Raw genomic sequence first — 21991 nt, 5'->3', positions numbered from 1 at the left:
TTACCCCCAGGGTCCGGCCCGGCGTCCCCAGGGACCGCCCGGCCGCGGGCTGGCGGCGGGGCGGGCGGCAAAGCCCGCCATCCCGGCATGGCCAGCACCGCCCAGCGTCAGCAGCCGCCGGATCCGTTCCGCGGTCGGCGGGTGGGTCCGGAACATGCCGGCCAGGGCGCCGCCATGCAGCGGGTTGATGATGAACAGATGTGCGGTGGCCGGATTGCGCTCCGCCTGGCCGACATAGGTCCCGGCCGCGATCTGCTCGATCCGCTGCAGCGCGCTGGCCAGTGCTCGGGGATTGCCGCAAATGGCCGCCCCCTCGCGGTCCGCCTCGAACTCGCGGCCCCGGCTGATCGCCATCTGCACCAGCATCGCCGCCAGCGGGGCCACGATCATCGCCAGCAGGAGGCCGATGCCGCCCAGAGGATGGTCGCGGTCCCGGCTGCCGCCGAAGAACAGGCCGAACTGGGCGAGAAAGCCGATCGCACCGGCAAATGTCGCCGCCACCGCCATGGTCAGCGTGTCGCGGTGCTTGATGTGCGCCAGCTCGTGCGCGATCACGCCGGCCAGCTCGTCGCGCGACATGGCCTGCATCAGCCCCCGGGTCACCGCGACCGCCGCATGGTCCGGGTCGCGCCCGGTGGCGAACGCATTGGGCTGGTCGCTCTCGATCAGGTAGACCTTGGGCACCGGCAGGCTGGCCCGGCCGGCCAGCTCCGCCACGAGCCGGTACAGCTCGGGTGCTGCCATCGGGGTCACCGGCTGGGCCCGGTACATGCGCAGCACCATGTCGGCTGAGCCCCACCAGGCGAACAGGTTGGTGCCGGCCGCCATGACCAGCGCGATCACCGCACCCGTGCCACCGCCGATCGCATAGCCCACGACCAGGAACAGGGCAGTCATCGCCGCCAGCAGCAGGAAGGTGCGCAACGTCGCCATGCTCAACTCCAGGGCCTGGCCGTTATTCACGAGCCCGTCTCGATGATCAGTTAGGCCCGCGCAGGGCTGCCGCAAGATCGTCCCGGGTGGCCGGCACGGCAGCAGCACGCCCTTGTCCTGCCGTACCGGCCCGTGGCAACTCGGACGGGAGGGCCGGCCGACCCCAGCAAGCCGCTGCCGGCCGGCCCCGGATCAGCGGCGCTAGGGGACGGCAATGGAAGAGCGCAAGGGCGAGCGGGGCACGACGACCGCTGGCGAGGGCGGCATGAGCGTCACGGCAGAAGAGGCCCTGGATCTCCACGCCCGCGGCAAGCCCGGCAAGATCGAGATTACGCCGACCAAGCCGCTTACTACCGCACGCGACCTGAGCCTCGCCTATTCGCCGGGCGTGGCGGTGCCCTGCCTGGAGATCCAGAAGGATCCGGCAGCCGCCTATCTCTACACCGCCAAGGCGAACCTAGTCGCCGTGGTGTCCAACGGCACCTCCGTGCTGGGCCTGGGCGACCTGGGGGCGCTGGCCGGCAAGCCGGTGATGGAAGGCAAGGCGGTCCTGTTCAAGCGCTTCGCCGACATCGACAGCATCGACCTGGAGCTCGACACGCGCGACGTCGACGAGTTCGTCAAATGCGTCCAGATCACGGCCCCCACCTTCGGCGGGGTAAACCTGGAGGACATCCGCGCACCCGAATGCTTCATCATCGAGGAGCGGCTGCGCGAGCTCTGCGACATCCCGATCTTCCACGACGACCAGCACGGCACCGCGATCATCGCGGCGGCCGCCCTGATCAACGCGCTCGACCTCACCGGCCGCTCGATCGAGGACATCCGCCTCGTGGTCAATGGTGCCGGCTCCGCCGGGATCGCCTGTGCCGAGCTGGTGAAGTCGATGGGGCTGCCGTCGGGCAACGTCATCCTGTGCGACACCAAGGGCGTGATCTATCGCGGCCGCACCGAGGGCATGAACCAGTGGAAGTCGGCCCATGCGGTCGACACCGACGCCCGGACGCTCGCGGATGCCATGCGTGGCGCCGACGTGGTGTTCGGCCTCTCGGCCAAGGGTGCCTTCACCGCCGACATGATCCGCTCCATGGCCAAGGACCCGATCATCTTCGCCATGGCCAATCCCGACCCGGAGATCACGCCGGAGGAGGCGCACGCGGTGCGCGGCGACGTGATCGTGGCGACCGGCCGCTCCGACTACCCGAACCAGGTCAACAACGTCTTAGGGTTTCCCTACATCTTCCGCGGTGCGCTCGACGTGCGCGCCCGGACCATCAACGAGGCCATGAAGATCGCCGCGGCCGAGGCGATCGCGGCCCTGGCGCGTGAGGACGTGCCGGACGAGGTCCATGCCGCCTATCGCGGCCGCAAGCTCCAGTACGGCCGCGAGTACCTGATCCCGACCCCGTTCGACCCGCGCCTGATCAGCACGGTGCCGCTGGCCGTGGCCAAGGCCGCGATCGACAGCGGCGTGGCCCGCAAGCCGGTCGACATGACCCTTTACCGCCGGGAGTTGCGCTCGCGGCTCAACCCGACCGCGTCCCGCCTCCAGCTCGTGTTCGAGCGGGTCCAGGCGCAGCCCAAGCGCATGGTGTTCGCCGAGGGCGAGGAGGAGAAGACCATCCGCACCGCGCTGGCCTGGCGCGACACCGGCCTCGGCACCCCGATCCTGATCGGCCGCGAGGACCGGGTGCGCAACACCATGGCCCAGATCGGCCTGTCCAACCTGGACGGCATCGAGATCCACAACGCCCGGCTGTCGGACAAGAACCGCGCCTACACGGACTTCCTCTACCAGCGCACCCAGCGCAACGGCCTGCTCTATCGCGACTGCGCACGGCTGGTGAACCAGGACCGCAACGTGTTCGGCGCCTGCATGGTGGCGATGGGCGACGCCGACGCCATGGTGACCGGGCTCACCCGCAACTACAACGACGTGCTGGACGACATCCTCCGGGTGATCGATCCCAAGCCCGGCCACCGCATCTTCGGCATGACCATGATGCTGGCGCGCGGCAAGACCGTGTTCATCGCGGACACGACCGTGCACGAGCTGCCCGACACCCGGGTGCTGACCGACATCACCATCCAGACCGCGAAGGTCGTCCGTCAGCTGGGCTTCACGCCGCGGGTGGCGCTCCTGTCCTTCTCCAGCTTCGGCAACCCGCCCGTGTCCAAGGCGCAACGGGTGCGGGACACGGTGATCGAGCTGGACCGCCGTCAGGTCGATTTCGAGTATGACGGCGAAATGGCCGCGGACGTGGCGCTCGACCCCGAGTTGATGGCCCTTTATCCTTTCTGCCGGCTGAAGGGGCCGGCCAACGTGCTGATCATGCCGGCGCTGCATTCGGCCAACATCGCGTCGAAGCTCCTGCAGCAGCTGGGCGGCGGCACGGTGATCGGACCGCTGCTCCAGGGGCTGAAGCGGCCGATCCAGATCGTGCCGATGAACGCCACGGTTTCGGACATCCTCAACATGGCGGCGCTCGCGGCACACGACGCGATCACCGCCACCGAAGCGGATGCCGCGGTGGTTGCGGCCTGACGGGCACGGGCGACGCCCGAACCGTGCGGAGGTAGCAGATCGTTAGGGATTTTCGGGCAAGCTCGGTTCCCACGGGGGCAGTGGGAGCGGTCGATGAGCGGTGATGACGGCAACAGGCGCCAAGAATGGAAGCGCTGTGGCTGGAAGCGGTGCGGCTGGGCGGCACTGCTGGCCCTGGTGCTGACGGCCTGCGCAACGCAGAAGGCACCGGTCGTGCCGGAGGCGCTGCCGGCGGAAGCAGCGCTCGACCCGGCACCGTTCGCCCTGATCTTCGGCCGCCATCCCGCCACGGAGAGCGGCGGCGGGGCGCTGCCCACCGCCGAGGCCGCGGTGGCGCAGGCGATCCGGCTGGCCCGCGTCCCCGGGCCGGACGGCCTCCCGCCACAGGACGCGCAGGACCTGCGGCCGCTGCTGATGGCGCGTGGCCAGCAGGAACCGGTGGCCGTCCAGGATCTGTCCCAGGCCCTGGACCTCGTCGAGGCCAGCCTCGAGGCCGGGCCCGGCCAGACCGAGTGGCAGGGCGACTGGTATCGTGGCGTGAGCCAGATCGTGACCGGCCTGCGCTTCGACATCGCGGTCACCGACCGGGTGCTGGAACAGTTGGCCGACCAGCACCTGCCGGAAGACGAGCGGCGTGCGGCCAGCGCGGAGCTGCAGGCGCGCCTGGCGACCCTGATGCTGGGCCAGGACCTGGACGGCGACGGCCGGGTCGACCCGCGCGCCGATGTGGCGGGACTGCTGCAACTGCGCGACGCATTGGGCTATGCTGCGGTGGTCGATGGCGAGGACTGGAACTGCCGCAGCCAGCCCGAGCCGATCCAGACGGTGCTGGCCGCCTACCGGCAGGAGGTCTTGTGGTGCGAGATGCCGAGGGCTGCCGAGGACGTGCCCCAGTCGTGACCGGGCAGCCGCATCCTGGCCTGAGCGGCCATCCGGCGGCCCTGGTCCAGCCGGCTGCCGCCGCATGACCACCCGCCTCGTGATCGGCAGCCGCAATGCCTGCGGCGGGTCGCTGGCCGCCTGGCTGGCGATGCGGACGCTCGGGCTGCGCTTCGAGGAGGTGCTGGTCCCGCTCGGCCGCCCGGAAACCGAAGAGCTGCTGGAGCGCTTCACGGCGCACGGGCGGCTGCCCGTGCTGGTCGAGCCCGAGGCCACCGTTTCGGGCGTGCTGCCGATCCTGGAATGGCTGGCCGAGCGCCACCCCGAGCTCTGGCCGGACGACCCGGCGGAGCGGGCGCTGGCGCGCTCGGTGGCGTCCGAGCTGCTGGACGGGCTGGACGCGCTGCACCGCTTCCTGCCGATGGACCTGATCGCGCGGTTCGGCCCGCCGGGGCGGCTGATGCGCGGCGTCGCCAGCGACCTGAAGCGGGTCCGGCAGATCTGGACCGATCTGCGCACCGGTCCCGTGGCGGCGCGCGGCCCGTTCCTGTTCGGCCGGTTCACCGCCGTGGATGCCGTCGCGGCCCCGATCGTCACCCGCTTCGTCACCTATGCCCTCCCACCCCAGGATCCGGCCTGCGCCGCCTATGTCGCCGCGGTGGCGGAGCTGGCGCCGCTGCAGGAATGGGCCGCCGAAGCGGTGTCCGAGGTGGCAGCGTTCGAGCGGATCCGGGCCGAGCCGTTCCACCGCCGCCCGCCGGAGCCGATCCCGGCACTGGTGGCGCTCCTGACGCCAGCCGGCACTGCCCCTCTGGCCCAGGCGCCGGCCGGCACGACCGCCCCTGCCACCACCACGGCACACGTACCGGCAGCACCAGCCCCCGCGGCGCGCGTTCGGCCCGAGACGGCAGCCAGGGGGACGGCGAGCGGTGCTTCAGCGGAGACGGCCCCGCCACCTGGCCGAAGCGCGGTGCCCGGCCCGCGGCTGGACGAGGTCGACCGGCCGCCGATCGCCTATCTGGACGACCCTGCTCCCGCCCGATCGCCGCTCGACGCCACCGCCCTCTCCACGGCACGCGAGCCTTTGCCCGATCCCGCGGCACCTGCCCCGCGGCCGCCCATGTCCGGTACGGCATCACCCGGCGCTGGCGGGCCTGCCGGCATGGCTGGCCAGCCAGATGCGCCGCGGGATCGGGTCGCGCCTGCGCCACCGGCCGGCCGGGCGCCCGCCGGCCTGCCGCCAGGGCCGGGCACGCCGGGCCCGGGTGCGCCTTGGCCCCGCCCGCAGACGCCGGATGCGCGGGTACCGGGCCAGGGCGGGACGGCGGCAGCAGGGGGTTCCGGGACCGACATGCCTGGCCAGCGGCTGCGTCGGCCGGGTGCGGCCGGTGCGGATGCGGCCACGCGGCCGGACAATCGGTTCGCCCGGGCGCTGAGTGGCGGCCGGGAGCGGCCGGCCGAGCCCGAGCCGGGACGGCCGGCCGCCCTGCGCCCCGGCACCGAGGCACCGGCGGCGCGGCCAAGGTCGGACACGGCTGGCCAGGAGCGGTCGCCTGCGGAGGCCGGACCGGTCCCGCCCCGCACGATCCGGCCTTCCGTGATCAAGCCGATCGGCTATTCCGGCCAGCGCCGGCGCTGAGCCCATGACTGCGGCCTTGCACCCGTTCCCGCGAGGGGCGCGGTGCCGGGGCCGGGCTAAGGCCCTGGCGCCTTCGGAGCGGCCAGCGGGCCGTACGCCAAGCTCCCCGGCATGATCCGGCACCAGGCCGGGACAGGCAGCTTCGGGCAGGTGCCGGGGCTCCCGGCATCACCCTCTGCCCTGGCTCTTCCCCGTGGGGCGCGGTTTCTCTAGGTTGCGGCCGTCATCGACCAGATCCTCGTCCCTTCCTGGAACCCGCATGTCTGCCACCGAGCCCCAAGCGGCCCCCACCACCGACGCGCCGATCCGCACCGACATGGTGATCGTGGGTGCCGGACCCACCGGACTGTTCGCGGTGTTCGAGGCCGGGCTGCTCGGCCTGCGCTGCCATCTGGTCGACAATCTCGACAAGCCCGGCGGCCAGTGCATCGAGCTCTACCCGGACAAGCCGATCTACGACATCCCGGCGATCCCGCGCTGCACCGGCGAGGAGCTCACCAACAACCTGCTGGAGCAGGCCCGGCCGTTCCATCCCGAGTTCCACCTGAACCAGCAGGCCGAGAGCCTGACCCGGCTCGACGACGGCCACTGGCGGCTGGTCACCTCGGCCGGCACCGTGCTGGAAGCGCCGGTGATCGTGATCGCGGCGGGTGCCGGCAGCTTCGTGCCGCGCCGCCTGCCGCTGCCGGGTGCGGCGCCGTTCGAGGGCAAGAGCCTGCACTATGCCGTGCGCAAGATGGAGCATTTCCGCGGCAAGCACCTGCTGGTCGCGGGTGGTGGCGATTCGGCGCTGGACTGGCTCTTGAGCCTCCAGCCGATCGCAGCGTCCACCGCCCTGGTGCATCGGCGCGACGAGTTCCGCGCCGCCCCGGATTCGGTGGAGAAGATGCGGGCACTGGTCGCCGAGGGCGCCACCAGCCTCCATTTCGGCCAGATCGCCGAGCTGCACGGCACGGACGGCCAGCTGGAAGGGGTCACGCTCAAGCAGACCAGCGGCGGCGAGGAGCGGATCGCCTGTGACACGCTCCTGGCCTTCTTCGGCCTGAAGATGGAGCTGGGCCCGCTGGCGTCCTGGGGCCTGAACCTCGAGCGCAACCTGATCACGGTCGACACCGAGGCGTTCGAGACCTCGCAGCCCGGGATCTTCGCGATCGGCGACATCGCCACCTATCCCGGCAAGCTGAAGCTGATCCTGTCGGGCTTCCACGAGGCGGCCCTGATGTGCCAGAAGGCGCACAAATATTGCCGGCCCGACCAGAAGCTGGTGTTCCGCTACACGACCTCGTCCACGGAGCTGCACAAGCGCCTGGGTGTCGCGGACTGAATCTGGCCGGCCCACTCAACGATCGGAACGGAACGCCCTCATGGCCGAAATCTTCGTCATCGACCGCGACGGGGTCGAGCACAGCGTGACTGCCACCGACGGCTGGTCGGTCATGGAGATCGTGCGCGAGGCCGACCTGCCGATCGAGGCGGCCTGCGGCGGCTGCTGCGCCTGCGCCACCTGCCATGTTTATGTCGCCGCCGACTGGCTGCCCAAGCTGCCCGAGATGAGCCGCGACGAGAGCAACATGCTGGACGAGGCCTTCCAAGTGCAGGACAACTCGCGCCTGTCCTGCCAGATCCCGTTCAAGCCGGAGCTCGACGGGCTGACCGTCACCCTGGCACCGGAGTTCTAGAGCGCCCGGGCGCAGGCGGACCCGCCTCGGCCTTGAGCAGGCCGAAGGCCGGCAGCCCCGGAAGACCTGATCGACGTCAGACGACGGAAATCAATCCGTTGCCGGTTTCCGGGCCGCACAGCCAGTCCGCCACCTGCTCGATCTGCTCGGGCTCAGCCAGCGACGGCGCGTGGCCGCAATCCATGAAGGTCACGAGCTCCGCTCTCGGTCCCGTCCGGGTCATCTCCTGGGCGATGGCCGCCGGCAGGAGCGGGCTCTCCGCCCCGCGCACCAGCAGGGTCGGGCAGCGGATCGCCGCCCAGAGCTCGCGCAGGTCGATGTCGGCGGCCTCCTGGCGCTGGAAGGGCAGCCGGATCGCCGGGTCGTAATGCATCCGCCAGCCGGGGCCGTCCCCGGCCGGCCGTGAGGAGCGGCGGGCCAGCTCACGCCAGAAGCCGTCGTCCAGATGCCGACCGAACCCGGCATGAATGGTGCGCAGGTGGCGCTCCACCGCCTCCAGGTCGGCGAACCGGAGATCCAGCCCGAGATAGGCGCCGATCGGGGAGAGCGCCTCCTTGGGCACGAACGCGCCCACGTCGTTCAGCACCAGCCGGCCGATCGGGCTGTCCGGTCCGGCGGCCACCACCATGCCGATCAGCCCGCCCATCGAGGTGCCGAGCCAGGCGACCTCGTCCAGGCCCAGCTCCTGCAGCCAGGTCCGCAGGATCGGGGCATAGACCGGCACGGCATAGTGGTCGGGGTCGCGAAACCAGGCACTGCCGCCCCGGCCGGGCACGTCCACCGCCAGCACCCGGGCGCCGCGGCGGGCCATTGCTGCCGCGATCCGGTCGAAGTCGTGGGCGTTGCGGGTCAGGCCATGGACGCAGACCACCACCTGCGACGCGGCCGGATCGCCATGCTCCAGCCAGTGGAGCTCGATCGGCCCCTCCACCTCGGTGGCGACGGTCCGACGTTCGCTGCGCATCGGCATTCCCCTCCTTCCTGACCTGTCCCGCAGCCTCCCCGCCCGCCGCCGGCCGGTCAATCCTCGCCGCGGGTACCGCAAGACAATGCCCGGGTCGGACGCGGTGGTTGCGCACAACCGGCTTGATGATTCCTTGCCGATTCTCCATCTCATGTCGGAAGCCGCTGGAGAACCGCTTGTCCGTCGACCTGCAGCCACGCCAGCGCAACGTGCTGCGCCAGTTCTACACGACCGGTGCGGCGCCCTGCCCCTATCTGGACGGCCGCACCGAGCGGCGGGTCTATACCCTGCTGCGCCGCCATCCCCAGGAGCGCGAAACCTTCGACCGGCTGAGCGAGGCGGGCTTCCGGCGCAGCCAGAACCTGATGTACCGCCCGGCCTGCCCGGGCTGTAACGCCTGTGTTCCAGTACGTATTCCGGTCGATCGCTTCGTGCCGTCGCGGGGCGAGCGCAAGCTGCTCCACCGCAATGCCGACCTCACCGTCCAGGAAGTGCCGGCCGTGCCGACGGCCGAGCACTGGCAACTGTTCCGCCGCTACCTGAGTGCGCGGCATGGCGATGGCGGCATGGCCAACATGACCCGGGTCGACTTCGAGACCATGGTCGGCGACTGGGCGGTCGCGACCGTCCTCCTGGAAGGCCGCGACCCTTCCGGCCGCCTGCTCGCGGTCAGCCTCACCGACCGGCTGAGCTCCGGCCTGTCCGGGGTCTACAAGTTCTACGAGCCGGACGAACCGCGCCGCTCGCTCGGCACCTGGACGATCCTGCAACTGATCGAGCGCGCCCGGGCCCAGGGGCTGGGCCATGTCTATCTGGGCTACTGGATCGCCGGCAGCGACAAGATGGACTACAAGGCTAGGTTCCGGCCGATGGAGCAGCTCACGGCCGAGGGCTGGGTCGACCTGCCGGAACCCGCGGAGCCGCCGGCGACGGCGCCGGCCGGTTGAACCCTGCCGGGCGGGGCTGCTATCGCGGGGGCCCTATCGGGGCCAGGGCAGGTGCGGGGGCAGCGCCCCCGGAACAGCGGAGCAGACGATGACGGACCGGTTCAGGGCGATCCTGCTGGAACAGGCGGACGGCAGCACCCAGGCGAGCCTGACGGAGCTCGACGAAAGCCGGCTGATGCCGGGTGAGGTCACCGTGGCCGTCGAATGGTCCACCCTGAACTACAAGGACGCGCTGGCGATCACCGGCAAGGCCCCGATCGTGCGCAGCTTCCCGTTCATCCCGGGCATCGACTTCGCCGGCCGGGTGCTGGACTCCTCGGACGAGCGCTACCGGCCGGGCGACCCGGTGCTGCTCACCGGCTGGGGCGTGGGCGAGCGCCATTTCGGCGGGCTGGCGCAGCGGGCCAGGGTCAAGGCCGACTGGCTGGTGCCGATGCCGGACGGGCTCGACGCGAAGCGGGCCATGGCGATCGGCACGGCCGGCTTCACCGCCGCTTTGTGCGTCCAGGAACTGGAGCGCCAGGGTGTCACGCCTGAGGGTGGCGAGGTGGTGGTGACCGGGGCCGGCGGCGGGGTCGGCAGCATCGCCGTGGCACTCCTGGCCAAGGCCGGCTTCAAGGTCGTGGCCTCCACCGGCAAGACCGCGGAGGCCGGCTGGCTGCAGGAGCTGGGTGCTGCCGAGGTGATCGACCGCAGCCCGTTCGTGCCGGGCGCCAAGGGTCCGCTGGACAAGGCCCGCTTTGCCGGTGCGGTGGATTGCGTGGGCGGCCAGGTGCTGGCCGGCCTGCTCAAGACGATCGTGCCTGGCGGCAGTGTCGCCGCGGTCGGCAATGCCGGCGGGGTCGAGCTCAACACCACCGTGTTCCCCTTCATCCTGCGCGGCGTGCGCCTGTGCGGCGTGGAATCGGTCCAGGTGCCGTTCGGCCCGCGCCAGGCGGCCTGGCAGCGCCTGGCACGTGACCTCGACGGCGGCGTGCTCGACCGGGTGGCCCAGGCGATCGGCTTGGACGGGGTCGTGGACGCCGCGGCCGAGCTGGTGGCCGGCCGAGTGCGCGGCCGGCTGGCGGTCGACACGGGCCGCTGACCGCCTTGGGGGGCCGCCCGTCGCGGTCCCGGCCCCGCCGCCGGATCATGAACGGTTCGACACCTGCAGGCGTGCACGGGCCTCTTTCCCCGCCCGGGCACGCGTGCTACCTCCCCTCGCCGCGGGCCAGCGTCTTCGTGACGGTGGCCCCTGCCGCTCGTGGCAGAGCGCCGTCGCGTGCGGTGGCCGACAACGATCAATAACCGCGATCGATCCCGACCTTGCCCACCATCCTGGTCCTCAACGGACCGAACCTCAACATGCTCGGCCTGCGCCAGCCCGAGATCTACGGCCATACCCGGCTGTCGGAGATCCAGGCCATGGTCGAGCGCGAAGCCGCCGATCTCGGGATCACCGTCGATTTCCGCCAGAGCAACCACGAGGGCGTGCTGATCGACTGGATCCACGAGGCCCGCACCCATGCGGACGCCATCGTGATCAACCCGGGCGGGCTCACCCACACCTCCGTGGCGCTGATGGACGCGCTCGCCGCCGCCGAGAAGCCGGTGATCGAGCTGCATCTGTCCAACGTGCATCGCCGCGAGCCCTTCCGGCACCATTCCTACGTGTCGCTGGTTGCCACCGGCGTGATCTGCGGGCTGGGGCCGCACGGCTATCTCCTGGCCCTGCGCGCCGCCACCGAACTCGTCGCCCCGTCCCCTGCTGCCGCTCGAGACCACTGATGGCCAAGCTCGACGTCGAAACCTCCTTCATCGAGAAGCTGGCGGAACTCCTCCAGCGCACCGGCCTCACCGAGATCGAGATCAACCAGGGCACCACCCGCGTCCGGGTCGCCCGGCAGGTGCAGATGGCGCCGATGGACGTGACCGCCCCGGTCTACATGCAGGCCCCGGCCCACCAAGCGGCGGCACCGGCCGCGGCCCCGGCCGAACCCGCCCCGCCGGCCGGGCCGGACGCTTCCCACCCGGGCGTGGTGAAGTCGCCCATGGTCGGCACGGTCTATCTGGCGCCCGAGCCCGGCGCCCCGCCCTATGCCGGGGTCGGCTCGGAAGTGAAGGAGGGCCAGACCCTGCTCATCATCGAGGCGATGAAGGTGATGAATGCGATCCGGGCGCCCAGGGCCGGGCGGGTGGCCCGGGTGTTCGTGGAGAACGCAGCACCCGTGGAATTCGGTGAACCACTCCTCGTCCTGGAGTGAGCCGCTTGTTCAAGAAGATCCTGATCGCCAATCGCGGCGAGATCGCCCTTAGGGTCCTGCGGGCCTGCCGCGAGATGGGCATCCAGACCGTCGCGGTGCATTCCACCGCCGACGCCTCGGCCATGCATGTGCGGTTTGCCGACGAGAGCGTGTGCATCGGCCCGCCCCAGGTCGGCGAGAGCTACCTGAACAAGCTCTCGATCCTGGCGGCGGCCGAGATCACCGGGGCGCAGGCGATCCATCCGGGCTACGGCTTTCTCTCCGAGAACGCCGACTTCTGCCAGATGGTCGAGGAGCACGGCTTCACCTTCATCGGCCCGACGCCCGAGCATATCCGACTGATGGGCGACAAGATCGTCGCCAAGGATACCGCGAAGAAGCTGGGCATCCCCTGCGTGCCCGGCACGGACGGGCCGGTGGCCAGCGACGAGGAAGCGCTGACCGCAGCCGAGGAGATCGGCTGGCCGGTGCTGATCAAGGCGGTATCGGGCGGCGGCGGGCGCGGCATGACCGTAGTCCATGACCGCTCGCAGCTCCTGGACGCCCTGCGCATGGCGCGCGGCGAGGCCAAGGCGGGCTTCGGCGACGACCGGGTCTATATCGAGAAATATCTGGCAGCGCCCCGCCATATCGAGGTCCAGGTGCTGTGCGACACGCACGGCCAGGTCCTCCACCTGGGCGAGCGCGACTGCTCCATCCAGCGCCGGCACCAGAAGGTGATCGAGGAGGCGCCCTCGCCGATCCTCGATGCCGCCGACCGCGAGAAGCTGGGTGCCCTCGTCGCCAAGGCCATGGCGAAGTTCGGCTATCGCGGCGTGGGCACGCTGGAATTCCTCTATGAGAACGGCCAGTTCTACTTCATCGAGATGAACACCCGCCTGCAGGTGGAGCATCCGGTGACCGAGCTGATCACCGATATCGACCTGGTCCGCGAGCAGATCCGGGTGGCCGCCGGCGAGCGGCTCTCGTTCGGCCAGGAGGACGTGCGCTTCCTGGGCCACGCGATCGAGTGCCGGATCACCGCGGAGAACCCGAAGACGCTGGCGCCCTCCCCTGGCCGGGTGACCGGCTACCATGCCCCGGGCGGGCCCGGCGTGCGCATGGATTCGGCCCTCTACGCCGGCTACACCGTCCCGCCCTATTACGACAGCCTGATCGCCAAGCTGATCGTCCACGACGTCGACCGGGCGACCTGCCTGCGCCGGCTGGAGCGAGCACTGGCGGAATGCGTGGTGGAAGGGGTGGACACCAACCTGCCACTCTTGCGCACCGTGGTCGCGAACCCGGCCTTCCGTACCGGCGAGTATGACACGGGCTGGCTCGGCCGGTTCATCGCCGAATGGGAACCACCGGTAGTGTGATGCGGGACCCGGCGGCGCCCGACCAGGACGAGGACGAACGGACGATCACGCCGGAGATCCTGCTCACGGCCTATCGCCTGGGCGTCTTCCCGATGGCCGAGGCGCGCGACGACCCGACCATCCACTGGATCAACCCCAAGCGGCGCGGGATCATCCCGATCGACCGCTTCCACCTGCCGCGCCGGCTGGCCCGTACCATCCGCTCCGGCCGCTTCCAGGTGACCGCCGACCGGGCGTTCGACCAGGTGATCCAAGCCTGCGCGGCCCCCACCGAGATACGCCCCAGCACCTGGCTGAACGATCAGCTGATCGCGCTCTACAACGAATTGTTCCGGCGCGGGCGGGCACACAGCGTCGAGACCTGGCAGGACGGCCTTCTGGTGGGCGGCCTGTATGGCGTGTCGATCGGTGCCGCCTTCTTCGGCGAGAGCATGTTCAGCCGGGCCACTGACGCGTCGAAGGTGGCGCTGGCCGAACTGGTCCAGCGGCTGAAGGCCGGCGGCTACGTGCTGCTCGACACCCAGTTCGTGACGGACCACCTGGCACGCTTTGGCGCCATCGAGATCCCGCAGGGCGAGTACCAGCGCCGCCTCCACCACGCGACCATGCTGAGCGCGCAGTTCCCGCCCGATCCGGTTCAGCCGGCGCCCGGCACCGGGTTGGACAGTTCGGGCGCCCCTGCCGGCACGTCCAGCGGTGCCGAGCAGCCGATCACCCAGACATCGTAGACCGGGTGCTCCAGCGCATGGAGCGACGGGCTGGAGGCATACATCCAGCCCGAGAAGATCCGCTCCTCCTGGTCCTGGTCGAGATCGTCGATCTCGAGGAAGGCCGCGGCTTCCGGCTGCTCGGTGGGCGGCGAGGTGAAGCAGGCGTCGAGCTGGATGCGCAGCGTGCCGAACTGGACCGGCTGCCCGCGCGCCACCTCGAAGCGCACGACCCGGGCGGTCACCTTGTCCAGGCCCTGCATCTCCGCCTTGTCGTTCGGGATGCTGGGCCCAGCCGCCAGCGCCGGCAGGCTGCCGGCTCCCAGCAGCAGCGCCGTCACCGCGCGGGCAGCGCGCCTGACGATCATGGGGCCGAGAAGATGTCGTCGGCCGGCTGGCCGCCACCGCTAGCACCGTTCGCCCCGGCGCCGCCGCTACCCGAGCCACCCCCGGCGCCGCCGCCCGAGCCGCTGCCGCCCTGGCTGAAGATGTAGCGGCCGATCAGGTCCTCGATGCTCACCGAGGACTGGGTGAGCGTGATCACGCCGCCCGGCTCCAGGTCGCGGTCGTCGCCGCCCGGGATGATCGACAGGTACTTGCCGCCGATCAGGCTGGCGCTGGAGATCGAGGCCGAGCTGTCGGTCGGCAGCTTCACGTCGTTGCCGACGGTGAAGCGCACCTCGGCGCGGAAGCTCTGCGGGTCCAGCGTCTTGGCGACCACCCGGCCGACATTGACGCCGCTGATCCTGACGTCGCCGCCGACATCGATGCCGTCCGCCCGGTCGAAGCGGGCGATCAGCTCGTAGCCGTTCGTGCTGCCGATGTCGCTGCGGGCATAGGCCCAGAACAGGAAGCCGCACGCGACCAGCAGCACGAGCGCGCCCAGCACGGTCTCAACGATACTGCGGGCCATGCCGCTCCTCTCCGGCTAGTACGACGATCCGTCCAGGCGCTGAGGTAGCGCCTGACGGGCCATGTCTCAACCTCGCCCGCCCCAGGCGGGCCATCACGATCACTTCCGGCGCCTCAGGCGGCCTGCTCCGGCTGGTCCAGCCCGAGCAGCGCATCGGCGAAGGCTTGCGCCTCGAAGGGCTTGAGGTCCTCGATCGCCTCGCCCACGCCCAGCGCGTGGATCGGCAGGTGGAAGCGCTCGGCCAGCGACACCACCACGCCGCCCTTGGCGGTGCCGTCCAGCTTGGTGACCACCAGCCCGCTCACGTCCACGATGTCGCGGAACACCTCGACCTGGCGGTGCGCGTTCTGCCCGGTCGTGCCGTCCAGCACCAGCACCGTGTCGTGCGGCGCCGACGGGTCGACCTTCTTGATCACCCGGACGATCTTCTTCAGCTCGTCCATGAGCGCCGCCTTGTTGTGCAGCCGCCCCGCCGTATCGATCATCAGGATGTCGGCACCCTGGGCCTTCGCCTTCTCCAGGGCGGAAAACGCCAGCGCCGCCGGGTCGGAGCCCTGCGTCGCCGCATAGACCGGCACGCCGTTGCGCTCGCCCCAGACCTGGAGCTGCTCGACCGCCGCGGCGCGGAACGTGTCGCAGGCCGCCAGCACGACCTTCAGCCCGGCATCGGTCGCCATCTTGGCGAGCTTGCCGATCGTGGTGGTCTTGCCGGTACCGTTCACCCCGCAGACCAGGATCACCTGCGGCGCCACCTCCCGGGACGGGATCGGCTTCGCATAGGGCTGGAGGATCCGCGCCACCTCGGCCGCCAGGACCTGGCGCACCTCGCGGTCGGTCACGTCCCGGCCATAGCGTTCACGCTTGAGGTGGCCGACCAGCCGGCCGGCCGTCTCCACGCCCATGTCGGCGACGATGAGCGCCTCCTCCAGCTCGTCCAGCATGTCCTGGTCGAGCTTCTTCTTCACGAAGATCGCGGAGATCGAACCGGTGAGCTGGCCCGAGGTCTTGGACAGACCGGATTTCAGGCGCTGCCACCAACTGGAATTGGGCTGGGTCATGGCGGGCGGAACCTCGCGCAACCGGCGGGTTTCGGCAAGGGTGCCGCTCAGCCGCCCTCCATCACCTGGCCATCCGCCATCCGGACCGTGCGGTCCATCGCCTCGATCAGGACCGGGTCATGGGTCACCGCGATGAGCGTGGCGCCCTGCCGCCGCGCCGCCTCGGCCAGCAGCCCCGCCACCCGCTCCGCGTTCGCCCGGTCCAGGCTGGCGGTGGGCTCGTCGGCGATCAGGATCGGCGGGTCCAGCAGGAGGGCGCGGGCGATCGCCACGCGCTGCTGCTCGCCGCGCGACAGGCTGGCCACGTCCTGGCGCCCGGGCGGCACGCCGCATTGCTCCAGCAGCTCCGCCGCCCGCGCCACCACGGGCGCCGCTGGCCGCCAGGTGCTGAAATAGCTCGCGGCCAGCACGTTGCGCAGCACCGACATGCCGGGCACCAGGTGGAAGTCCTGGAAGATCATGCCGACATGGCGCCGCCGCCAGCGGTCACGGGCGCCCTCGCCCAGGCCAGCGACGTCCTGGCCGTTCCAGCGCACCTGCCCCTCCTGCACCGGCTGGATGCCGGACAAGGCCAGGGCCAGCGTGGTCTTGCCGCAGCCGGACGGGCCGGTGATCGCCACCTGCTCCCCGCTTCCGACATCCAGCCGGCCGATGTCCAGGACCGGCGCCCCCCGGTCGAACACGACCTTCAGCCCGCGCACCGCCAGGCCACCCGGATGGCGTGTCGCCATCGCCTGATTTTCTTCCTGACCGTGTCCTGCCATGCCCCAGAATCCGACGAGGAAGATTCCTGTCGGCCCAATTCGATCCGATCCCTATCCGTGCCGGCCGCCCTCCCTCGCTGCGGCACGGCTGCGTTCATCTTGTGGCTTGCCGTTATCGTTGTCACGGAACTATCACGAATCTGTCACAACAATAGAATGGGGGAGGTTTACGTGCGCAGATCGATCACAACCGCATTCCTGCTCGGCACCGCCGCGCTGGCGGTTACCGGCTGCGGCCGGACCGTGGACACCAGCCCGCCCAGGGCCGCGTCCAGCAGCATCACGCTGGCCCAGGCGGACGATCCCTACTTCCAGACCGGCCAGGACATCCTGGCGCGGATCCAGGCCCAGCAGCCGAACACCAACCAGGCCAAGAACGTGATCCTGTTCGTGGCCGACGGCATGGGCTTCGCCACGGTCACCGCCGCCCGGATCCTGGAAGGCCAGCAGCGCGGCGTGGACGGCGAGTCCAACGTGCTGACCTTCGAATCCTTCCCCTATCTCGCCGCGTCCAAGACCTATTCCTCCGACGCCCAGGTCGCCGACAGCTCGCCCACCGCGGTCGCCATGGTGACCGGCGTGAAGACCCGCAACGCCGCCATGGCGGTGAAGCACACCGTGCCGGTCGAGGACTGCCAGGCGTCGCTGGACGACGGTGCCGTCACCACGATCTTCGAGATGGCCCAGGCCGCAGGTCTCGCCACCGGCGTGGTCAGCACCGCCCGCCTCACCCACGCGACCCCGGGCGCCACCCATTCGCACTCGCCCAGCCGTGACTGGGAATCGGACGCCGACATGCCGGCGGAAGCCCTCCAGATGGGCTGCAAGGACATCGCCCGCTCGATGATCGAGATCCCCTACGGGCACGGCTTCGACCTGGCGTTCGGCGGCGGCCGTTCGTACTTCCTGCCCGAGACCGCGGCCGATCCCGAGTACGAAGGCAAGACCGGCCGGCGCAAGGACGGCCGCGACCTGACCAAGGCCTGGACCGACCGCCATGGCGCCGGCTCGGCCTATGTGTGGAACAAGGAGCAGTTCGACGCGATCGACCCCGCCAGCACCGGCCCGGTGCTCGGCCTCTTCGACATGTCGCACATGCAGTACGACGTCGACCGCGAGAAGGATGCCGGCGGCGAGCCGTCGCTGGCCGAGATGACCGACAAGGCCATCGACATCCTCCAGGCCAAGTCCGGCGACGAGGGCTTCATCCTGCTGGTGGAAGGCGGCCGGGTCGACCATGCGCTCCATGCCGGCAACGCCGCCCGCGCGCTGACCGATGCCATCGCCTTCGACCGGGCCATCAAGACCGCGGTCGACAAGGTGAACCTGGACGAGACCCTGATCGTGGTGACGGCCGATCACAGCCACACGCTGACGATCAACGGCTATCCCGAGCGTGGCAACCCGATCCTGGGCCTGGCCGCCTGGGAGGGCGAGCCGCTGCTGGGCGACGATGGCAAGCCCTACACCACGCTGCAGTTCGCCAACGGCCCGGGTGCCCTGAAGGACGCGCCGCGTGTCGACCTCACCAATGTCGACACCACCGACGTCGATTTCCTCCAGCCGGCCCTGGTGCCGATGTCCAGCGAGACCCATGGCGGCGAGGACCTGGGCATCTACGCGATCGGCCCCTGGGCGCACCTGTTCCAGGGTACGGTCGAGCAGAACTATATCTTCCACGTGATGAACCACGCCTCGAAGATCGGCCAGCGCGCCGGGGCGATGGACTGACCTGAACCGGAGGACCGTCATGGCTGGGAACACACGACGCCACCTGCTGCTCGCCGCCACGGCGCTGGGCCTGGCCGGTGTCGTGCGGCCCGGCCATGCGGCCACCCGGATCAAGCTGCGCGACATCTACGGCAGGGGCGCCGCCTTTTCCGAGGAGGCGCTGGCGCTGGCCGACGAGCCCGTGCAGATTCAGGGCTTCATGGCCCCGCCGCTCAAGCCCGACGCCCCCTTCTTCGTGCTCACCAAGATGCCGATGGCGGTCTGCCCGTTCTGCGACAAGGAGGCGGACTGGCCGCAGGACATCGTGCTGGTCCGCCTGCGCCAGAAGCAGGACTGGGTCGACTTCAACCTGCCGATCCTGGTGACCGGCACCCTCTCGCTCGGCACCGAGATCGACGAGGAGACCGGCTTCGTCAGCCGGGTCCGCCTGATCGACGCGGCCTACGAGCGGCTCTGAGCCTTGGGCAATCCCTTCCCGTTCGTGCTGGCCGACCTCAGGCGGAGCCGTGCCGGTGCGCTGGCCATCGTCCTCCTGGTGGCGCTCGCCGTGGGCCTGGGTGTGGCCGTCTCCGCCCAGGACCGCGCACTGCGCGAAGGCAGTGCCCGGGCCGCCGACCGCTTCGACCTCTTGATCGGTGCCCCCGGCAGCGAGACCCAGCTCGTCCTTTCCACCGTCTATCTCCAGCCGGCCGCGATCGAGCTGATCGACGGCGCCATCCTGGCCGACCTCGCCGCCAATCCGGACGTGGCCGAGGCTGCCCCGATCGGCTTCGGCGACAACTGGCGGGGCCATCCGATCGTCGGCACCACGGCGGGCTTTCTCGCCCCTGGCGGTGCCTCGGCCCCGGCCGAGGGGCGCCTGTTCGAGCGGATCGATGAGGTGGTGGTCGGCGCCGACGTGCCCCTGGCGCTGGGCGAGGAGTTCGAGCCGGCGCACGGCCATGTCGAGATGGAGGACGAGGAGGCCCACGGCTTTCACCAGCACGTGGTCGGCCGGATGGCACGCCAGGGCACGCCCTGGGATCGTGCGATCATCGCCCCGATCGAGGCGGTCTGGTGGGTCCACTCCCTGCCGGTGGGCCATGCCCTGGACGAGGCCGCACTCTGGCCGGATGGCCCGCACGGCGAGCCCGCCCTCGACCTGATCCCGCTGGGCCCGCCCTTCGACCGCGCCGAGCTGCCGGGCGTGCCGGCGATCGTGGTGACCCCGGCCAGCTTCGCCGCCGCCTACCAGCTCCGCCAGGAATACCGTGCCGCCGACGACACCATGGCAGTGTTCCCGGCCGAGGTCCTGGTCCAGCTCTATGCGCTCCTGGGCGACGTGCGCGATCTCGTCGCCACCATCTCCCTGCTCACCCAGGTCCTGGTGATTGGTGCCGTGCTCCTGGCGGTGCTGGCGAGCCTGGCCCAGCGCCGCCGGCTGATCGGCGTGCTGCGGGCACTGGGCGCCTCGCGCCCCTTCGTGTTCGCCACCATCTGGCTGAACGTCGCCCTGATCCTGACGACCGGCGCATTGCTGGGCTTGGCGGTCGGCTATGGCGGCGCCTTCCTGGTCGGCCGCCTGTTCGAGAGCCGCACCGCGCTGAGCCTCCCGATCGGCCTGGGCGTGGTCGAACTGCGCCTGGTCCTGGCGATCGTGCTGGCCGGCTCCGTGCTGGCCGCGATCCCGGCCGCCTTCGCCTATCGCGGCTCGGTCGCCCAGGCGCTGCGCGGCTGACAGGACTGCCCCGCGCAATGGTACCGGTCAGTCAGGGACGCCCGCCACGCGCAACGCATCCAGGTAGCGCTGCGCGAACGCCATGTCCCGCCAGGGATTGATCTGCCGCTGCAGGGTGAGCGTGTAGGTCGGGAAGGCCGCCATCAGCCGTCCGGCCGCCACCTTGGCCTCCTCCATCCGGCCCAGGCCCACCAGCCCGCAAATCACCACCCGGTGCGACGAACCGTAATTGGGCATCTCCCGCAGCGCCTTCTCGCCCCAGTCCAGCGCCTCCGCGTAGCGCTCCAGCATGAGATAGCTCATGCCGATGCCGGACAGGGCGATGCCCTTCTCCGGATCGACCGGGCTCAGCCGCATGGCGCGGTGGAAATGCTCGATCGCGGCGAGCGGGCGGCCGGCATGGGCATTCACCCAGCCGGCACCGGTATGGCCTTGGGCGGAATTGCCATTGAGCAGGAGGGAGCGGTCGATGGCGCCCAGCGCCGTCTCGTAGTCCTTGGCGCTGTAGGCCAGGACCTGGGCGGCGAAGCGCAGGCTGGTCGGGTCGTCGCGCGCCTCCGCCAGCACCTCGCGCGCCATGCGGATGGCCACCCGCGTGTCATCGGGCTCGTGCCAGCACTGGCTCACCGAGATGCTGCGGATATAGGCCCCCAGCGCCTTGGCCAGGGTGAAGCCCGGGTCGATGCTGAGCGCCTCGTTGGTGAGCCGCCGCACCTCCGCGAACCCTTCCGCCGTCATGCTGTAGAAGCCCGGCAGGGCGCGAAGGTAGAGGTCGTAGGCGCTGATGTATTCGGTGGGCCTGGTGCGAGCCTGCCTTATCTCCTCCAGCCGGATGCTCGGCTCGACCGCACCCACCACGCTCTCGGTGATCCGGTCCTGCAGGTCGAAGATGTCGCTGAGATCGCCGTCGAACCGGTCGGCCCAGACATGGTGCCCGGTGGTGGCATCGATGAGCTGGCCGACGATGCGGACCCTGGCACCCGACTTGCGGATGCTGCCTTCCAGCACGTAGCGCACGCCCAGCTCGCGCGACACCTGCCGCACGTCCACCGGCCGGTTCTTGTAGGTGAAGCTCGAGTTGCGGGCGATCACGAAGAAGGACCGCACCCGGCTGAGCGCCGTGGTGATGTCCTCCACCAGGCCATCGGCGAAATAGTCCTGCTCGGGGTCGCCGCTCATGTTGGTGAACGGCAGGACGGCGATGGAGGGCTTGTCGGGCAGGGGCAGTGCGGCGGCAGCCCCCGGCCCCAGCGCCACCCGGAACATCTCCACCGGCTCGCTGATGTTCTTCAGCCGGTGCAGGCCGGTCGGCGCCAGCGGCAGGGCGAGCTTGCCCCGGACCGCGTTGTAGACGCTGCGCGACAGCCACACGCCGCCCGGTTCGCACAAGGCCTCGATCCGGGCCGCGATGTTGACCCCGTCGCCGTAGATGGCGCCGTCCTCGACGATGACGTCGCCCAGGTTGATCCCGATCCGGTAGCGGATGCGCTGCTCCTCCGGCAGGTCCGGGTCCTGCTCCGCCATCGCCTGCTGGACCGCCACCGCGGCCTCGACCGCGTCCACCGCACTGCCGAACTCGATGATGGCGCCGTCGCCCTTCAGGTCGACGACCCGCCCGCCATGCCGGGCCAGGACCGGCTCGACCAGTTCCTGGCGCAGCCGCTTCAGCCGCCCGAACGTGCCGACCTCGTCGCGTTCCATGAGCCGGCTGTAGCCGGCGACGTCCGCCGCCAGGATGGCCGCCAGCCGCCGCTCCAGCCGCGCCTCCGCCATCGCCTGCTCTCTCCCCGGGCAGCCCGACCGCGCCTGTCACGGCCGTGCCGCCTTTCAGCGGCATCGCGGATGATAGCCCGTCTGGCGCCCTGCGACGATATATCCCGGCAGCCGCCGTACCCGCCTGCGAGGAGGGGC

21 protein-coding genes are annotated in these 21991 nt (G+C 70.6%); 14 read left to right on the top strand and 7 right to left on the bottom strand.

The genetic code is table 11. The annotated features are described in order from the left end of the window. A complete protein-coding gene (gene htpX, locus HLA95_RS13615; RefSeq protein ID WP_222183629.1) occupies positions 1-933 on the bottom strand; it encodes a zinc metalloprotease HtpX in 933 nt (310 codons plus the stop codon). Positions 934-1198: 265 nt separating this feature from the next. Between htpX and HLA95_RS13610 the strand changes: the two genes are divergently transcribed. The 5 genes from HLA95_RS13610 (at position 1199) to HLA95_RS13590 (ending at position 7675) form a co-directional block, all read left to right on the top strand. Then, complete coding sequence (locus HLA95_RS13610; protein ID WP_191061364.1) at positions 1199-3478, top strand: NADP-dependent malic enzyme; 2280 nt, start codon at positions 1199-1201, stop codon at positions 3476-3478. A 93-nt stretch (positions 3479-3571) separates the two neighbouring features. Continuing rightward, positions 3572-4378, top strand: a complete 807-nt coding sequence (locus HLA95_RS13605) for a hypothetical protein (protein ID WP_222183628.1) — start codon at positions 3572-3574, stop codon at positions 4376-4378. Positions 4379-4442: 64 nt separating this feature from the next. Further along, positions 4443-5996 (top strand): glutathione S-transferase N-terminal domain-containing protein, encoded by a 1554-nt coding sequence (locus HLA95_RS13600; protein WP_222183627.1) that lies wholly within the window; start codon positions 4443-4445, stop codon positions 5994-5996. Between the two features lie 259 nt (positions 5997-6255). Further along, the gene (locus HLA95_RS13595; RefSeq protein ID WP_191060863.1) at positions 6256-7320 is read left to right on the top strand and encodes an NAD(P)/FAD-dependent oxidoreductase; all 1065 of its coding nucleotides are present in this window, start codon (positions 6256-6258) and stop codon (positions 7318-7320) included. Between the two features lie 40 nt (positions 7321-7360). Beyond that, on the top strand, positions 7361-7675 hold the full coding sequence (locus tag HLA95_RS13590; protein WP_159715679.1) for a 2Fe-2S iron-sulfur cluster-binding protein: 315 nt from the start codon (positions 7361-7363) through the stop codon (positions 7673-7675). Between the two features lie 76 nt (positions 7676-7751). Here HLA95_RS13590 and HLA95_RS13585 read toward each other — a convergent pair whose 3' ends face one another. Next, on the bottom strand, positions 7752-8639 hold the full coding sequence (locus HLA95_RS13585) for an alpha/beta fold hydrolase (protein WP_223861623.1): 888 nt from the start codon (positions 8637-8639) through the stop codon (positions 7752-7754). A 176-nt stretch (positions 8640-8815) separates the two neighbouring features. Between HLA95_RS13585 and HLA95_RS13580 the strand changes: the two genes are divergently transcribed. The 6 genes from HLA95_RS13580 to aat all read left to right on the top strand — a co-directional run bounded on the left by HLA95_RS13580 (position 8816) and on the right by aat (position 13918). Next, positions 8816-9586, top strand: coding sequence for an arginyltransferase (locus tag HLA95_RS13580; protein WP_222183626.1), 771 nt, complete (start codon positions 8816-8818; stop codon positions 9584-9586). Positions 9587-9674: 88 nt separating this feature from the next. After that, on the top strand, positions 9675-10670 hold the full coding sequence (locus HLA95_RS13575) for an MDR family oxidoreductase (protein WP_222183625.1): 996 nt from the start codon (positions 9675-9677) through the stop codon (positions 10668-10670). A 221-nt stretch (positions 10671-10891) separates the two neighbouring features. Then, on the top strand, positions 10892-11353 hold the full coding sequence (gene aroQ, locus HLA95_RS13570; RefSeq protein ID WP_255591932.1) for a type II 3-dehydroquinate dehydratase: 462 nt from the start codon (positions 10892-10894) through the stop codon (positions 11351-11353). Further along, entirely contained in the window at positions 11353-11829 is a 477-nt protein-coding gene (gene accB / locus HLA95_RS13565) for an acetyl-CoA carboxylase biotin carboxyl carrier protein (RefSeq protein ID WP_222183624.1), read from the top strand. Before aroQ ends, accB begins: the two co-directional genes overlap by 1 nt. A 5-nt stretch (positions 11830-11834) precedes the next feature. After that, positions 11835-13190: an acetyl-CoA carboxylase biotin carboxylase subunit gene (gene accC / locus HLA95_RS13560; RefSeq protein WP_191061684.1), complete on the top strand. Its 1356-nt coding sequence runs from the start codon at positions 11835-11837 to the stop codon at positions 13188-13190. Then, on the top strand, positions 13190-13918 hold the full coding sequence (aat, locus tag HLA95_RS13555; protein ID WP_191061683.1) for a leucyl/phenylalanyl-tRNA--protein transferase: 729 nt from the start codon (positions 13190-13192) through the stop codon (positions 13916-13918). The genes accC and aat overlap by 1 nt, the downstream gene beginning before the upstream one ends. On the opposite strand, the gene HLA95_RS13550 is transcribed toward aat, so the two are convergent. The 4 genes from HLA95_RS13550 to HLA95_RS13535 all read right to left on the bottom strand — a co-directional run bounded on the left by HLA95_RS13550 (position 13828) and on the right by HLA95_RS13535 (position 16599). Further along, positions 13828-14265: a DUF2155 domain-containing protein gene (locus tag HLA95_RS13550; RefSeq protein ID WP_191061682.1), complete on the bottom strand. Its 438-nt coding sequence runs from the start codon at positions 14263-14265 to the stop codon at positions 13828-13830. The genes aat and HLA95_RS13550 overlap by 91 nt on opposite strands. Next, positions 14262-14810, bottom strand: coding sequence for an outer membrane lipid asymmetry maintenance protein MlaD (gene mlaD / locus HLA95_RS13545; RefSeq protein ID WP_222183623.1), 549 nt, complete (start codon positions 14808-14810; stop codon positions 14262-14264). Before mlaD ends, HLA95_RS13550 begins: the two co-directional genes overlap by 4 nt. A 113-nt stretch (positions 14811-14923) precedes the next feature. Next, positions 14924-15868: a signal recognition particle-docking protein FtsY gene (ftsY, locus tag HLA95_RS13540; protein WP_191062295.1), complete on the bottom strand. Its 945-nt coding sequence runs from the start codon at positions 15866-15868 to the stop codon at positions 14924-14926. Positions 15869-15915: 47 nt separating this feature from the next. Further along, on the bottom strand, positions 15916-16599 hold the full coding sequence (locus HLA95_RS13535) for an ABC transporter ATP-binding protein (RefSeq protein WP_222183622.1): 684 nt from the start codon (positions 16597-16599) through the stop codon (positions 15916-15918). A 204-nt stretch (positions 16600-16803) separates the two neighbouring features. On the opposite strand from HLA95_RS13535, the gene HLA95_RS13530 reads away from it, so the two are divergent. Genes HLA95_RS13530 through HLA95_RS13520 form a run of 3 tightly spaced genes read left to right on the top strand, consistent with a single transcriptional unit; the run spans position 16804 to position 20080 of the window. After that, positions 16804-18363 carry an alkaline phosphatase family protein gene (locus tag HLA95_RS13530; protein ID WP_223861584.1) on the top strand — a complete coding sequence of 520 codons (1560 nt, stop codon included), beginning with the start codon at positions 16804-16806 and terminating at the stop codon, positions 18361-18363. Between the two features lie 19 nt (positions 18364-18382). Then, entirely contained in the window at positions 18383-18820 is a 438-nt protein-coding gene (locus HLA95_RS13525; protein WP_191060428.1) for a hypothetical protein, read from the top strand. A gap of 3 nt (positions 18821-18823) precedes the next feature. Beyond that, positions 18824-20080 carry an ABC transporter permease gene (locus HLA95_RS13520; protein ID WP_191060429.1) on the top strand — a complete coding sequence of 419 codons (1257 nt, stop codon included), beginning with the start codon at positions 18824-18826 and terminating at the stop codon, positions 20078-20080. A 27-nt stretch (positions 20081-20107) separates the two neighbouring features. Here the strand turns inward: HLA95_RS13520 and HLA95_RS13515 are convergent, their stop codons facing one another. After that, on the bottom strand, positions 20108-21853 hold the full coding sequence (locus tag HLA95_RS13515) for an adenylate/guanylate cyclase domain-containing protein (RefSeq protein WP_191060430.1): 1746 nt from the start codon (positions 21851-21853) through the stop codon (positions 20108-20110). Positions 21854-21991 lie beyond the last annotated feature (138 nt).

It is taken from the genome of Geminicoccus harenae, from assembly GCF_019800005.1.
GTDB lineage: Bacteria > Pseudomonadota > Alphaproteobacteria > Geminicoccales > Geminicoccaceae > Geminicoccus > Geminicoccus harenae.
This window is presented reverse-complemented; position numbering and strand designations above follow the sequence as displayed.